The following is a 14961-nucleotide window of genomic DNA, read 5'->3' on the forward strand; positions in this document are numbered from 1 at the left end:
GAAACTGGCCCGCTTTTACCAAAACGGGCCAAAGAATCAATCTGATTATGACATAACTTAGCGGTAAGCGACTATTTCGCCGTCCTTTGTCATGAAATAGAGTGTGCCGTTGGCAATAATCGGTCCCATTTCCGCGTCATCCGGCAAATCCATGCCGCTGAGCACGTCCCCGGTATAGGGTGACAGGGAAACCGCATAACCGTGGGACGAGGTGACCAGAAGGCGGTCACCGGCCAGCAACGGTCCGGCCCAATGTACCGGCTCGTCCCGGTCGTTGGGGTCTTTATAACGTTCGAGCTGGGTAATCCAGCGCACTTTGCCTTCACGGCGGGTGACACAGACAACCTGGCCTTCGGGTGTCACCACAAAGATGAAGTCACCGGCCACCCAGGGGGTATATTGTGAGCCTACATTCTGTTCCCAGATGCGGGTCCCGGTGCGCAAGTCAATGGCGACCATCCGGCCGGAGTGGCTGACGGCATAAACCTTGTTATCATAGATCACCGGCTCACCATCCACATCACGCAGGCTGGCCATGGCGGTAAGCCTGCCCTGACGGGAAAGGGTATCCGACCACAGCGTGCGGCCATTTTCCACCCGCATGGCGTAAACTTCGCCGGAACTATAGGCGGAAATCACCGTATTGCCGGTCACCGCCGGGCTTGCCGCACCGGACAGGCCGGCATTCTCGGAGATCCCGATTTCATTCCACAGAATTTCGCCGGTATTGGCATCCAGGGCATAGGTCTGGTTGTCATGGGTCAGGGCAAATAACCGTCCGTCCGCATAGGTTGGCGCGCCACGCATGGGAACGCCGGTCTTCGCCTGCCATTTCACAGTACCGTTGGCCGGATCAAGGGCCGCAATATGGCCGTAGCCGTTTGTCACAAAAAGCGAACCGCTGCCGTAAGCCACACCGCCGCCATAGGCATTCCTGGTGGTTTCACCCTTTTCCCTGAATTCCTGATCCCACAGTTTCTTCCCGGTTTCCGCATTAAAAGCCGTCACTTTGGACACGGCATCAACCATGAACAGTTTGCCGTCCGCAATCACCGGCATACCGCCGAGGGCGCGCCTGCCGTTTGACCCTTCGCCGATATCCGTCGACCAGATCTTTACCGGACGGTCAGACAGGGCCGGATGACCGACATAATGTTTCGGATTCTGCCCGGCCTGGGGCCAGTCGGCATTTACGGTCGGGGCCGGCAGGGTAATCTGGTAGCTCGCCACCTGGCTGTCGATCTTGAGGTTCTGCTCAAAGGTCAGAACAGGAATTCGCTCGCCTTCCAGCCGGTTTTTGTCTTTCTTGCCGGAATCACTGCAGGCCGCAAGACCCGCAAACACCAGAACCACACATGATACACGAACTGCCGTACGGCCTAGAATGCTGTTGGTTGCCATAAAATATCCCATTATCTGCCTTATTCAATGACTGTTATAAGCTGGTCAGCCCGGAATTTCACCTGTTCCGGTGTTTCCAGGTCTTCACTGAGGTCACGCAGAAGTCCGCGGGCCTTTTCGATATCGCCGTTCTGGATCGCTGACATGGCCAGCAGTTCCCGGGCCAGATAGCGCATTTGATTGCCCCGCTCCAGCAACGGTTCAAGACGGGCAGTGGTTTCCTCGTAGGTGGCCTCGTCCATCAGGATGGTCGCCGCCTGCAGGCTGGCAAGGTCGCGGTAAAAATCACCGATGTCGGTGTTTTTCGACATTTTATCCAGCACCCCGACGGCCAGAGACTTGTCCCCGTTCTGCAGATGCAGTTCCGCCTGTTTCATGGCAGAAAGGATTTCATAACCGGGCACGTCCTTGTCGGAAAGCGCCGACAGCACGGCCATCGCCTGCTGCTGGTTGCCGGATTCAATATTTTCCAGGGCGGCAGCATATTGACTGGCCACGTCCAGATATTTGCTCTCTGTGTATTTTTTATATCCCTGTGTTGCCGCGACAAAAAGGACAATCGCGACGGCGACAGCAATGACATATTTACCGTATTTTTTCCAAAGGCTGGCAAGCTGGTGGTGACGTAGATCTTCGTCTACTTCCCGAATAAATTCCTCAGACAATCAGGCTCTCCTGTTCCAAATAAATTGGACTAAATATTTAATCAGCGGACAAGATAGCCCGCCTTTCCCCATAAGGCAACGCGCAATAGAAAACAGCATGAAAAAGTGTCAGGAATTCGACGTCACTTTTCAGGTTTCATGGCATAGGTATGTTCTGTGGCCGGGAACGTCCGTGATTTGACGTCCTCGGCATATTTTCCAACAGCCTCGTCAATCATTTTACCCATTTCCGCATAACGCTTGACGAACTTGGGATTACCCGGGAACAGGCCGAGCATATCTTCGGTTACCAGGATCTGGCCGTCGCAATATTTGCCGGCGCCGATGCCGATGGTCGGGATATCCAGTTCCTCGGTGATTTTTTTCGCCAGCGGCTCGGTAACCCCTTCCAGCACAACGGCAAAGGCGCCGGCTTCCTGCACGGCAAAGGCATCGTCGAGGATCGGGCCCCAGCTTTCTTCCGTCCTTCCTTGCGCGATATAGCCGCCCATCACATTCACCGCCTGGGGTTTCAGGCCGATATGGGCCAGAACCGCTACCTTGCGGTCGGTCAGATACTGAATGGTTTCGGCCATCTCCACACCGCCTTCAAGCTTGACGGCGGCGCAACCTGTTTCCTTGATCGCATGCGCCGCGTTATGAAAGGCTGCTTCCGGGCTTTCCTCATAGGACCCGAAGGGCAGATCCAGGATCACCATGGCATTGGTCGAGCCGCGCATCACCGCCTTGGTATGCTCGATCATAATGTCCAGGGTCATGCCTGTAGTGCTTTCAAAGCCGTAAAGCACCATATCGAGGCTGTCACCGACCAGCAGGAAATCCACGTGATCATCCAGCCAGTTAGCCATCGGCGCCGTATAGGCAGTCAGGGAAACAATGGGACGATCCCCCTTCAGCTTGGCAATATCCCTTACGGTTTTGCGTTTTGCTTTATGATCTGCATACATGGTCTTCTCCTCGGCATATCACTCATGTCGCAATTATTATTTTACAGGAAATGTTTCTAGCATTCTTTGAGCAGGCGCACAAAAGATTATTCAGGAGCAGTGAGGGCAAAATCAGTCTTGTAAAGAAGCTTCCGGGTCAATAAAGCAAGCGAGCATATCTGCCTGCCATCCTGATCAAAATTTTCTGGCGCCAGATAGGCCTGAAATGCATTTTCCAGTTCCGGCCATTCCTTGTCGATAACGGCAAACCATGCAGTATCCCGGTTCCGCCCCTTGCTCACCAGAGCCTGACGGAAGATGCCTTCATAGGAAAAGCCGAGCCTCTGTGCCGCCCTACGGGACGCCAGGTTGAGGGAATTACATTTCCATTCATAACGACGGTAGCCGGCTTCAAAGGCCCATTTCATCATAAGGAACATGGCCTCGGTAGCGGCGACGGTTTTCTGAAGCTTTGGGGAAAAGCAGAGATGCCCCACTTCCAATGAGCCGGCCCGGGGTGTGATGCGCATGAAACTCGCCACACCGCAAAACTCGCCGCTATCTTTTCTCTGGATGGCGAGGCAAAAGGGGTCTGATTTGCCCTCCATGGATTTCACCCATTTAAGATAGTCATCCAAAGAGGCAAATGGCCCATATGCCAGGTAATCCCAAATCCCGCCCTCTCTATCCAGGCTATTCGCCTGAAAGAGCTGTTCTGCGTGTATTTCGGCAGAAAGTGGCTGAAGGGAGACATATTCTCCCTCCAGTTTCAGATTACTGGATGGCGCAGGAGGAGGTGACCAGTTCTCGACAGGTTCCCCCAGCTTCCTATTCTCATCAGTCATTATTCCCACTCGATGGTTCCCGGAGGCTTGGAGGTAATGTCATAGACAACCCGGTTGATGCCCCTGACCTCGTTGATGATCCGGGTGGAAACCCGGGACAGGAACTCGTGATCGAAATGATAATAGTCCGCCGTCATGCCGTCGGTCGAGGTTACCGCCCGCAGCGCGCAGACATATTCATACGTCCGCTCATCTCCCATCACACCAACGGTTCGCACCGGCAAAAGCACGGCAAAGGCCTGCCAGATGGCATCATAGAGCCCCGCATTACGAATTTCCTGCAGGTAAATACTGTCTGCCTTGCGCAGGATGTCGCATTTTTCCTCTGTAATGTCGCCGGGAATTCGGATCGCAAGACCCGGACCCGGGAACGGATGACGACCAATGAAGCTGTCCGGCAGCCCGAGTTCGCGGCCGAGAACGCGGACTTCATCCTTGAACAGCTCACGCAGCGGCTCGACCAGCGCCATATTCATGCGCTCCGGCAGGCCGCCAACATTATGGTGTGATTTAATAGTTACGCTCGGGCCGCCGGTGAAGGATACGCTTTCAATCACGTCGGGATAGAGCGTCCCCTGGGCCAGGAAATCGGCGCCGCCAATTTTTCTGGCCTCTTCCTCGAACACATCGATGAACAGGCCGCCGATAATCTTGCGTTTCTTTTCCGGATCACTCACCCCATCCAGCTTGCCGAGGAACATATCGCTGGCATCCTTGTGAATGAGGTGAATATTATAATGATCCCGGAACAGGGTCACCACTTCATCGGCTTCGTTGGCGCGCATCAGGCCATGATCGACAAACACACAGGTCAGCTGGTCGCCAATGGCTTCATGAAGAAGGACGGCTACAACGGAACTGTCCACACCGCCGGACAGGCCGCAGATGACCCGGCCGCTGCCGACCTGGGCACGTACGGTTTCAATGGCAGTTTCCTTAAAGGAAGCCATAGTCCAGTCACCGGCACAGCCGCAGATGTTATGAACAAAGTTGGACAGCAGCTTCGCCCCATCTGGCGTATGAACCACTTCCGGATGGAACTGAACCGCGTAAAAACGCTTTTCTTCATTGGCAATGGCCGCATAAGGGGCATTGTCGCTGACACCGATCACATGGAAGCCTTCCGGCAGGGCCACCACCCGGTCGCCGTGGCTCATCCAGACCTGGTGTTTTTCACCTTTGTTCCAGACGCCGTCAAACAGCTTGCAGTCTTCGATGATATCAAGGAAAGCGCGGCCGAATTCCCGTTCGTCGGAGCTTTCCACCTTACCGCCAAGCTGCTCGCACATGGTCTGCTCACCGTAGCAGATACCAAGAACAGGCAGTCCCATGGTAAAGACCTTTTCCGGGGCTCTTGGCGTATCAATGCCGGTCACACTGTTTGGACCGCCGGACAGGATAATACCGGCCGGATCAAAGTCCTCCAGCGCCTCTTCCGCCTTGTTGAACGGGACGATTTCCGAATAAACGCCACTTTCCCGAACCCGGCGGGCAATCAGCTGGGTCACCTGGGAGCCAAAATCAATGATTAGAATACGGTCTGTCATGGACGAAAAATACCCTTTGTTCCATGGCTTGTCCAGCCGATTGTCCTGCCCCTGACCGGGGCTTCAGGCGACTGTTCAAGCCCTCCTTTCCAGTATGGCGACGAAGAAACCGTCGCAACCATGTTTGTGCGGGGCAAGCTGCAGCGTCCCGGGCAAGCGGGACAGGGACTGCGGGCATTCCCCCCTGATAAAATCCTTGTAATCGCGCAGCCCTGCCTCGGGCGCGGCCTTCAAAAACGCTTCAATCTGCCGTTCATTTTCCTCGGGGAATAATGAACAGGTCATATAGATCAGCCGGCCGCCCTTTTTCACATAGGGCCAGACCTCGGCCAGCAGTTCCTTCTGTGTTCTCACATATTCGGCAAGCTGGTCTTCGTTAAGACGCCATTTGCTTTCAGGGTTGCGCCGCCAGGTGCCGGATCCGCTGCAGGGAACATCAAGGAGAAGCCGGTCTATCCGGCCGCCATGTTCTTCAAGCTGTTTTTCCCGTTTCGCTGCACTGTGACCCAGAAGTATAGTCTGGATGACATGGGCCCCGGCCCGTTTGGCCCGGGGTTTCAGATCATTGAGACGGCTCTTGCTGACATCAAGGGCATAAATCTGCCCCTTGTTCTGCATGAAGGCGGCGGCGGCCAGGGTCTTTCCCCCTGCCCCGGCACAATAATCCATCACCTGCTGCCCCGGCTGAATATCGGCAAGCTCAACGGCCAACTGGGCGGCTTCATCCTGAATTTCCACCAGCCCGTTTTTATAGATCGGCAGGTCCCGAAGCTGCACCTGGTCTTCCAGATTAAGGCAGGTCGTAGCCCATTGCCCTTCCGTGCAGGAAATTTCTTTCTCCTGAAGGGTTTTCGCAACCTCGGCCTTAGTGCCTTTCTGGAAGTTCACCCGCACACCCACTGGCGCACGTTCGTTCAATGACGTCATGGCGTCGGCAAGGCCGTCGCCAAAGCGGTCCTCAAGGGTTTTTTCCATCCAGTCCGGATACAGCACGTCTTCGAAAGGCGTGGCGGAGATCTTTTCGAGAAACGCCTCTTCGTCCACAGACAGGGCATCCGGCCCGTGGGTCTGGCCGGAAAACAGGTTCCGGACGTCCGTCTCCTCCTGGGACTGAATATACAGAAGCCCGGCGATGACCATCCTGCGGGAGGAAAATTCCCCTACACTATTCAGCAGTCCACCCCAGTGACGGATGATCTGGTAATATAGCCCTGATATGGCCCGCCGGTCTTTTGACCCGGCATAGCGGCGGCCCTGAAAATACTGGCGCAGAATGACGTCCGCTGACGCACCGCCTTCGGAAAAACTGTGCGCGAGCCGGTCAAGAAGTTCGACAACCGACTGAATTCTTGCTGCGTCAATCATATATGTCCCGATCTATTGGGCCCAGATTACTGGGAAGGATAGTTTGGAGATTCCCGCGTGATGGTCACGTCATGTACATGACTTTCCCTAAGTCCCGCATTGGAAATCTTCACGAATGTGGCCCGCTTGTGCAGGTCCGGCACCGTGGCGCTGCCCGTATAGCCCATCGCTGCCCGAAGACCGCCGACAAGCTGGTGAATCATCGCGCCGACCGGACCCTTGAACGGCACCTGTCCCTCAATACCTTCCGGTACAAGTTTCAGGTTATCCTGGACTTCCTGCTGGAAATAACGGTCTGCGGAGCCCCGCGCCATGGCGCCAAGGGATCCCATGCCGCGATAGGACTTGTAAGAACGTCCCTTATAAAGGAATACCTCACCGGGGGATTCCTCGGTACCGGCCAGAAGCGAGCCGATCATGACCGTGTTGGCGCCTGCGGCAATGGCCTTGGCGATGTCGCCGGAAGTTTTCAGACCGCCGTCGCCGATGATGGGAACGCCGGCCTTGCGGGCGACTGACACAGAATCCATAATTGCCGTCAGCTGCGGCACGCCGACACCGGCCACCACGCGGGTGGTACATATGGAGCCCGGGCCGATACCGACCTTGACCGCATCCACACCGGCATCAATCAGGGCCTGCGTGCCGTCCGCTGTGGCGACGTTACCGCCAACCACCTGGATATGGCTGTATTCTCTCTTGATCCGGGCAACCGCATCAAGAACACCATTGTTGTGACCATGGGCAGTGTCCACCACCACAAGATCCACACCGGCATCGATCAGGGCCTGCGTACGCTCGTATCCGGCATCGCCCACGGAGGTCGCTGCACCGACCCGAAGGCGGCCTTCCTCATCCTTGCAGGCATTGGGATGGGTTTTGGCTTTTTCAATGTCCTTGACGGTAATCAGGCCGATACAGCGGTAGTTATCATCCACAACCAGGATCTTTTCGATCCGATGTGTATGCAGAAGCGCCTTGGCCTCATCCATGGTCACACCCGGGCGGACCGTGATCAGGTTTTCCTTCGTCATAAGTTCGCTGACCGGCTGCTTCATATTGGTGGCGAAGCGGACATCCCGGTTGGTGATGACGCCAACCAGCTTGCCGTTGCTGCGTTCGACCACCGGGACACCGGATATCTTGTTGTCCACCATCAACTGCAGGGTTTCAGCCAGGGTATTGTCCGGAAAAATGGTGACCGGGTTGACCACCATGCCGGATTCATATTTTTTAACCAGACGGACTTGTTCGGCCTGTTCTGCATCGGAATAGTTTTTGTGAATAATACCGATGCCGCCGGCCTGGGCCATGGCGATGGCCATCGGGGCCTCGGTCACTGTATCCATGGCCGCTGCGACCAGGGGAATATTCAGGGTAATATTGCGTGTCATCTGCGTCTGCACATTGACCTGCGCCGGCAGGACGTCGGACGCCTGCGGGACAAGAAGAACATCGTCAAATGTGAGAGCTTCGCGGATCGTCATCGTTATTCCTAACTTGGCTGAGATTTTTATAAAAAAACCCCCTCTTGGCAGGAATATGTATCATTGCCAATTGGTTCGGGTATTGGCCTTGGGTAAATATCAGCAATTCCGCCAAAGGTCAAAAGGGAAATCACGTAGCAGCCATTTTATGCAAAATAGCTAGCCCCGGAAGCCCATGGCCACCAGATAGGTCTCAGGCGAGCCGGTGCGGCTGGCGGGCGGTTTATAGTGGCGGATTGTGTCAAACCGGCCCTTGATGCGGTCCAGAAGTTCGTTATTGGTGCCGCCGGCAAACACCTTGGCGACAAAAGCGCCGCCGGGTTTCAGGACGTCTTCGGCAAAATAATAGGCCGCTTCCACCAGCGCCATGGTCCGTATATGGTCTGTTTCCTTGTGGCCGGTCGTCGGCGCCGCCATGTCGCTGAGCACCACATCGGCCTGTCCGTTGATCAGGTTGGAAAGCTCCTTCTCTGCCGCTTCGGACAGAAAATCCATTTCCAGAATGGTGGCGCCCGCAACAGGTTCCATCGGAAGGATATCTATACCGACAACAACCGCATCTTTAGGACAGCGTTTCATCACCACCTGGGTCCAGCCCCCGGGGGCTGCGCCAAGGTCGACAATCGTGCGGGCGTTTTTAAGGAAATGAAACTTTTCGTCAATTTCGATCAGCTTGTACGCCGCACGGGAACGGTATCCCTCTTTCCGGGCAGCAGCCACATAGGGGTCGTTCAATTGACGCTGCAGCCAGCGGGTGGAGGACAGCTTGCGCCCCCGGGCTGTATGCACACGTTCTTTCTTGCCGCTGGTGATACCGTGGCCTGAGATTTTACGCTCTTTGCCGGTTCTGGTCAGCTTGGGCCGTTTCATTTATTTTCTCCCCCGGCGGAAGCATCTCCTGCCGGTTTCCTGTGACGCCGACGAAAGGTTTTCTTCTTTTTGAGTTGGGGCCTGTTCTTTTCCATAAGGTCAAGCAGGACCCCTTCCCTGATTCCCCGGTCGGCGACCCTAATATGCTCGATGGGCCAGAGATCCATAATCGCTTCGAGAATGGCACAGCCGGCCACAACAAGTTCCGCCCGGTCCAGACCGATACCGCCCCGGGCGGCCCGTTGCTCATAGCTCATGCCGGAGAGCTCCAGACATAAACTCTGCATATGGGCGCTGGTCACCCAGGTGCCGTCCACCTTATCGCGGTCATAACGTTCCAGGTCCAGATGCATGCTGGTCAGGGTGGTAATGGTGCCGGACGTGCCCAGAAGCTGCACTTCGCCGCGGTCCACCTGGGCGCGCATTTTATGCTCTTCCTCAAAGGCCAGAAGTTCAGCCTTCACCATATTCTTCATTTCAAGATATTGCTCGTCGGTCAGGGCATGTTTGGTGCCGTATTTTTCCGACAGATTGACCACGCCATAAGGCACGGACGTCCAGCCGATGATCTCCGGCGTGACATTTTCACCGATTCTCAACCAGATCAGCTCGGTGCTGCCGCCGCCGATATCAAAGACGATGGCATTGGCAAAGCGTTGGTCCAGAAGCGCCTTGCAGCCCATGACCGCGAGGCGGGCTTCCTCCTGGGGATCAATGATGTCCAGCTTGATACGGATCTCCCGCTCAACCCGTTCAATGAATTCGGCGCAGTTAGTCGCTTCCCGGCAGGCCTGGGTCGCCACATTGCGGCTGAACCTGACCTGACGACGCTCCATTTTCTCAACACAGACCCGGAGCGCCTCCAGCGTGCGCTCTATGGCCTGCTCGGAAAGCTCGCCGCTCTGGGATAGCCCCTCGCCTAGCCTGACGATACGGGAAAAAGCATCCACAACCTTGAACCCCGTCGATGTGGGGTGGGCCACCAGAAGGCGGCAGTTGTTGGTGCCAAGGTCGATGGCGCCAAAGGCAGGGGAGTTGTTACGCTTCCTGAAAAACCTGCCTCTGCTTCCTTTCCTTGTCTGTTTTTTTCCCGGACTTGTGTCAGATTTGGCCGCAGCCTTGTCACTTTTATCTATCTTGACCTGGTTATTCATGTCCGTCGGGATCTTGCCCGTCCAAAATCTTTGTAAAAACAATCTATAATATTTTATATAGAGTGCCTTTGCCGCCCTTCCTAGGAAAAAGAGACAATTTTATTAAAGCAGATGCACATTTTAGACTGGACCTTGCCGGAAAAATCTTTATATAAGGGCACCATCCGGCGGCAACGCAGGATCATCACCCCTGATCCGGGGTAGTTTAATGGTAGAACTATGGACTCTGACTCCATCAGTACTGGTTCGAATCCAGTCCCCGGATCCAAATTTCCTCTCAGATGATTTTTCCACAAAAAAGCCCCGGCTTTTACACCGGGGCCCTATATTTGGATATATCTCCGGATCAGCCTTCGGCTTCCTCGATCTTGTCCTTGAAGACTTCGACCATGGCTTTCTCTTCGTCTGCCATCATATATTTATTCATGACGGCGGCGCCAACGGCATCACCCCACACATTGACCGTGGTGCGGAAACGATCCAGGAACCAGTCAACAGACAGAAGCACACCAATGCCTTCAGCCGGAAGTCCAACGGCCGCCAGCACGATCAGCATGGTGACGGTGCCCGCCTGCGGAATACCGGCCGCCCCGATGGCGGCAAGGGTTGCGGTAATCACGATCAATATCTGCTCACCCATCCCCAGATCGATACCATACATCTGGGCGATGAACATGGCGGCGATGGCTTCGTAAAGCGCGGTGCCGTTCATATTCACCGTACTGCCCAGAGGCAGGACAAAGCGAACGGAGCGGTCACTAAGGCCATGTTCCTTGGCGCATTCCATGGTGATGGGCAGGGTTGCCGAGGAGCTCGCCGTACCGAAAGCGGTCATCAAAGCCCGGGCCATATCGGTCAGGAAGCTCGGTCCCCGACGGGACAGGAATATCATTATCACAAACAACAACACTGAATGGACCGCCAGGGCAATAAGCACCGTACTTACATATTTACCAATTCCCGTCACGGTCGCCATGAAGGCGTCCCCGCCTCCCGCTTCACCAAGGGAAGAGGCCACAAGGGCAAATACACCGACAGGCGCGAAATACATGATCCAGCCCACCAGTTTCATCATGGCTTCGTTAAGCCCTTCGAAAAAGCGGATCACGGCAGCCCCGGAGTCGCCTACCGTGGTCACAGCAGCGCCGAAAATCACGGCAAACACCACCAGCGGCAGAAGTTGAAGCTCGGCCGCGGACTGCACCAGATTTGGCGAAATCAGGCTCATAATGATGTCGACAAAGGTGGACCCGCCTTTTTCCTGGGCAAGGGAGGCACCGGCAGCCTTTGCTTCGGCGGTCATTTCGACACCGACACCCGGTTCAATCAGGTTCACCAGGAACAGGCCAATAATAATCGCGAGAATAGTGGTGGATAGATAATACAGCATCGTCAGGCCGCCGGGCCGTCCGAGCTTTCGCACATCCCCGAGCGAGGCAACACCGGAAATCACCGCTGCCAAAATCAGAGGAATAATAGTCATTTTAAGCGCATTCAGGAAAAGAACGCCCAGCCATTTAACGACCAGAATATCTTCCCCGAAATACCAGCCCGCCGCCAGGCCTGCGATCATACCCAATGCAATCAAGTAAAGTACAATCATCGAATGTTTATGGGACATAAATATGTCTCCCCTTCTTGTTTTATTGATGCGAAAGCCGGGAAAATTCAGCTTCCGTGCGATTTGTACCTGTTTTTTGTGCGCTGACCGTTATTTAGTATTAGCCCTTTTCTGTCAACTTTTGTAAAAGGGTAGCGAATAATAGCAGAAATAACTGGGCAGTAAATGTTTCTACTTATCGATAACTACGATAGCTTTACCTATAATCTTTACCATTACCTGGGCGAACTGGGCGTGGATTTAGAGGTTGTTCGCAATGATGCCATGACCGCCGACGAGGTGCTTGAATTGCGCAAAAATAGCGGCCTGGGAGGAGTTATTCTCTCCCCCGGACCCTGCACCCCCAACGAAGCAGGAATCTGTCTGGAGCTTCTCGAGAAAGCCGCCGGCACCCTGCCCATTTTCGGGGTTTGCCTGGGCCATCAGTCCATCGGCCAGGTCTACGGCGGCAAGGTAATTCGCGCCCCCTACCTGATGCACGGCAAAGTCAGCGACATCTACCATCATGGAAAAAGCGTCTTCAAAGGTTTTGAAAGTCCGTTCCGGGCCACCCGCTATCACAGCCTGATCGTGGAAAAGGGGAGTCTGCCTGACTGTCTTGAAATTACCGCCGAAACCGAAGACGGCCTGATTATGGGCCTGAGCCATAAAACTCATCCGGTTCACGGTGTACAGTTCCACCCGGAAAGCATCGAGAGCCAGCACGGACATGACATTCTGCAGAATTTTATCGATCTGGCCCGAGCCTTTAACAGGGAACAGGCCGCATGAGTTTTGAATTCAAAAAGATTATCGACAAAATCGCCCGCGGTCAGAGCTTGAGCCGGGGAGAATCCCGCGACAGTTTCGAATATATAATGAGCGGTGATGCCACCGGTCCCCAGATCGGTGCTTTCCTGATGGGCCTGCGCGTGCGCGGCGAAACCGTCGACGAAATCACCGGCGCCGCCGAGGTTATGCGGGCCAAGGCCAGTACAATCCAGGCCCCCGAAGGTGCCGTGGATACCTGCGGCACCGGCGGTGACGGCGCCAGCACTTATAACATCTCCACAGCGGCAGCCATTGTGATCTCCGCCTGCGGTGTGCCTGTTGCCAAACACGGCAATCGGGCCATGTCGTCAAAATCGGGGTCCGCCGACGTTCTGGAAACCCTGGGTGTCAATATCGAGGCCGAACATGACATCGTGGAAAAATGCATCCGGGAACTGGGAATCGGTTTTCTGATGGCTACCCGTCACCACAGCGCCATGCGCCATGTGGGTCCGGCGCGCGCCTCGCTCGGCACCCGTACCATATTCAACCTGCTGGGCCCGCTGGCCAACCCGGCCGGCACGAAACGGCAGGTGATCGGGGTTTTTGACAAAAAATGGGTACGCCCCATGGCGGAGGTTCTTGCTCAACTCGGCTCCGAACATGTCTGGGTGGTACATGGCTCGGACGGTCTGGATGAACTGACCATCTGCGGCCCCTCCCATGTGGCGGAATATAAGGACGGCCTCGTATCCGAATTTGAAGTATCACCTGAAGATATTGGTATAAGAACTTCTGATATAAAAGAAATTAAAGGCGGAGATGCTGCCTATAACGCCGCAGCCCTTCAGGAAATCCTGAAGGGTACAAAAAACGCCTATCGAGACATTGTGCTCCTTAACAGTGCCGCTGCCCTTGTCGTGGCCGACAGGGCCACTGATCTCAAAGAAGGCGCCGAGCTAGCGGCTTCCGTCCTGGACGATGGTTCCGCCTATGAAAAACTTCAACAATGGATCAGGATGTCCAACAGCTGATATGACGACAATATTAGATAAAATAGCCGCCGATAAAAGAAAGCATGTTGATCAGTGCAAGCAGCGGCGCACAATCGCCGATCTGGCAACCCTGGCCCGCGAAGTCTCTGCCCCGCGGGGGTTTTACAACGCGCTGAAAACGGCACAGGATGAAGGCCGTTTCGGTCTGATTTGTGAGGTCAAAAAGGCAAGCCCAAGCAAGGGCCTGATCCGGGCGGACTTTGATCCGCCATCCCTCGCCCGTGCCTATGAGGCTGGCGGTGCAAGTTGCCTGTCTGTCCTAACCGATATTCCGTATTTCCAGGGCGCCGATGATTATCTGATCGAGGCGCGCGCCGCAGTTTCCCTGCCCGTCCTGCGCAAGGACTTTATGATTGATCCCTATCAGATTGTCGAGGCCCGGGCCATCGGCGGCGACTGTATCCTGTTGATTATGGCGATGCTGGACGACACTCTGGCCGCCGAACTGGAACAGACCGCCTTTGAGATGGGACTGGATGTTCTGATCGAGGTCCATGATGAAGTGGAACTTGAAAGGGCGCACAAGCTGAAAAGCCCGTTGCTCGGTATCAACAACCGCAACCTGAAAACATTTGAGACAAGCCTGGACACCACGATCCGTCTTGCAGACCTGGTGGAAGCGGACCGGCTTCTGGTCAGTGAAAGCGGCATCTTCAGCCATGACGATCTGGTCATGCTGCGGGACAAGGCCGGGGTCAGTACCTTCCTGATTGGCGAATCCCTGATGCGGCAGAATGATGTGACAAGAGCGACGAAAATCCTGATGGGAATAGCCCCGGATCGGAACAGCCAATGAGTAAACTGAGCCATATAGACAGTAGCGGCAAGGCACGCATGGTGGATGTCTCCGCCAAACCGGAAACCAACCGGCTGGCCATTGCCAAGGGCGCCATTTTTATGGCCCCGGAAACCCTGAAGCTGATCGAAGATCGCGGCGTTGCCAAAGGCGACGTGTTTTCCGTCGCGCGGCTGGCCGGTATTATGTCGGCCAAAAGAACTGCGGACCTGATTCCGCTGTGTCATCCCCTGCCCCTGCATGATGTGGATGTTGACCTTGAGGCAGACCATGCGCGCGGCTGTGTGGAAATTACCGCTTCCGCCAGTCTTTTCGGACGTACCGGGGTGGAAATGGAAGCCCTGACCGCCGTTTCAGTCACCGCCCTGACTATATATGACATGTGCAAGGCGGTGGACAAGCATATGCGCATTGGCGACATTCGCCTGACCTATAAATCCGGCGGCAAGTCGGGAACCTTTGAAGCGGACCAGGATTAG

The 14961-nt window shown here is 55.2% G+C and carries 14 protein-coding genes and 1 tRNA gene; 5 read left to right on the forward strand and 10 right to left on the reverse strand.

Going from position 1 to position 14961, the window contains the following annotated elements; translation table 11 throughout:
* Positions 1–57: 57 nt before the first annotated feature.
* The 9 genes from ACORNT_RS12720 to ACORNT_RS12760 all read right to left on the reverse strand — a co-directional run bounded on the left by ACORNT_RS12720 (position 58) and on the right by ACORNT_RS12760 (position 10260).
* Positions 58–1401, reverse strand: a complete 1344-nt coding sequence (locus ACORNT_RS12720; RefSeq protein WP_321391412.1) for a PQQ-binding-like beta-propeller repeat protein — start codon at positions 1399–1401, stop codon at positions 58–60.
* 20 nt (positions 1402–1421) lie between these two features.
* Positions 1422–2066: a tetratricopeptide repeat protein gene (locus tag ACORNT_RS12725; RefSeq protein WP_321391415.1), complete on the reverse strand. Its 645-nt coding sequence runs from the start codon at positions 2064–2066 to the stop codon at positions 1422–1424.
* A gap of 122 nt (positions 2067–2188) precedes the next feature.
* Positions 2189–3013 (reverse strand): 3-methyl-2-oxobutanoate hydroxymethyltransferase, encoded by an 825-nt coding sequence (gene panB / locus ACORNT_RS12730; protein ID WP_321391418.1) that lies wholly within the window; start codon positions 3011–3013, stop codon positions 2189–2191.
* An 86-nt stretch (positions 3014–3099) separates the two neighbouring features.
* Complete coding sequence (locus ACORNT_RS12735) at positions 3100–3837, reverse strand: GNAT family protein (protein WP_321391421.1); 738 nt, start codon at positions 3835–3837, stop codon at positions 3100–3102.
* The gene (gene guaA / locus ACORNT_RS12740; protein ID WP_321391424.1) at positions 3837–5384 is read right to left on the reverse strand and encodes a glutamine-hydrolyzing GMP synthase; all 1548 of its coding nucleotides are present in this window, start codon (positions 5382–5384) and stop codon (positions 3837–3839) included. Before guaA ends, ACORNT_RS12735 begins: the two co-directional genes overlap by 1 nt.
* A gap of 75 nt (positions 5385–5459) precedes the next feature.
* Entirely contained in the window at positions 5460–6749 is a 1290-nt protein-coding gene (locus ACORNT_RS12745) for an RsmB/NOP family class I SAM-dependent RNA methyltransferase (RefSeq protein ID WP_321391427.1), read from the reverse strand.
* A 26-nt stretch (positions 6750–6775) separates the two neighbouring features.
* Positions 6776–8236 carry an IMP dehydrogenase gene (gene guaB / locus ACORNT_RS12750; RefSeq protein ID WP_321391429.1) on the reverse strand — a complete coding sequence of 487 codons (1461 nt, stop codon included), beginning with the start codon at positions 8234–8236 and terminating at the stop codon, positions 6776–6778.
* 159 nt (positions 8237–8395) lie between these two features.
* A complete protein-coding gene (locus tag ACORNT_RS12755) occupies positions 8396–9106 on the reverse strand; it encodes an RlmE family RNA methyltransferase (protein WP_321391432.1) in 711 nt (236 codons plus the stop codon).
* Positions 9103–10260 carry a Ppx/GppA phosphatase family protein gene (locus ACORNT_RS12760; protein WP_321391434.1) on the reverse strand — a complete coding sequence of 386 codons (1158 nt, stop codon included), beginning with the start codon at positions 10258–10260 and terminating at the stop codon, positions 9103–9105. The genes ACORNT_RS12755 and ACORNT_RS12760 overlap by 4 nt, the downstream gene beginning before the upstream one ends.
* Before the next feature lie 194 nt (positions 10261–10454).
* On the opposite strand from ACORNT_RS12760, the gene ACORNT_RS12765 reads away from it, so the two are divergent.
* A tRNA-Gln gene (locus tag ACORNT_RS12765) sits at positions 10455–10528 on the forward strand.
* Between the two features lie 78 nt (positions 10529–10606).
* Here the strand turns inward: ACORNT_RS12765 and ACORNT_RS12770 are convergent.
* Positions 10607–11881 (reverse strand): dicarboxylate/amino acid:cation symporter, encoded by a 1275-nt coding sequence (locus tag ACORNT_RS12770; RefSeq protein WP_321391437.1) that lies wholly within the window; start codon positions 11879–11881, stop codon positions 10607–10609.
* Positions 11882–12046: 165 nt separating this feature from the next.
* Here ACORNT_RS12770 and ACORNT_RS12775 point away from each other — a divergent pair, with 165 nt between their 5' ends.
* From ACORNT_RS12775 to moaC, 4 genes are read left to right on the forward strand one after another with little or no spacing between them, the layout of a single operon-like run.
* Complete coding sequence (locus ACORNT_RS12775) at positions 12047–12652, forward strand: aminodeoxychorismate/anthranilate synthase component II (RefSeq protein WP_321391439.1); 606 nt, start codon at positions 12047–12049, stop codon at positions 12650–12652.
* Positions 12649–13665 (forward strand): anthranilate phosphoribosyltransferase, encoded by a 1017-nt coding sequence (gene trpD / locus ACORNT_RS12780; RefSeq protein WP_321391442.1) that lies wholly within the window; start codon positions 12649–12651, stop codon positions 13663–13665. The genes ACORNT_RS12775 and trpD overlap by 4 nt, the downstream gene beginning before the upstream one ends.
* Position 13666: 1 nt before the next feature.
* Positions 13667–14482, forward strand: coding sequence for an indole-3-glycerol phosphate synthase TrpC (trpC, locus tag ACORNT_RS12785; RefSeq protein ID WP_321391444.1), 816 nt, complete (start codon positions 13667–13669; stop codon positions 14480–14482).
* Positions 14479–14961, forward strand: a complete 483-nt coding sequence (moaC, locus tag ACORNT_RS12790; RefSeq protein WP_321391450.1) for a cyclic pyranopterin monophosphate synthase MoaC — start codon at positions 14479–14481, stop codon at positions 14959–14961. Before trpC ends, moaC begins: the two co-directional genes overlap by 4 nt.

The organism is Emcibacter sp. (assembly GCF_963675455.1).
Lineage (GTDB): Bacteria > Pseudomonadota > Alphaproteobacteria > Sphingomonadales > Emcibacteraceae > Emcibacter.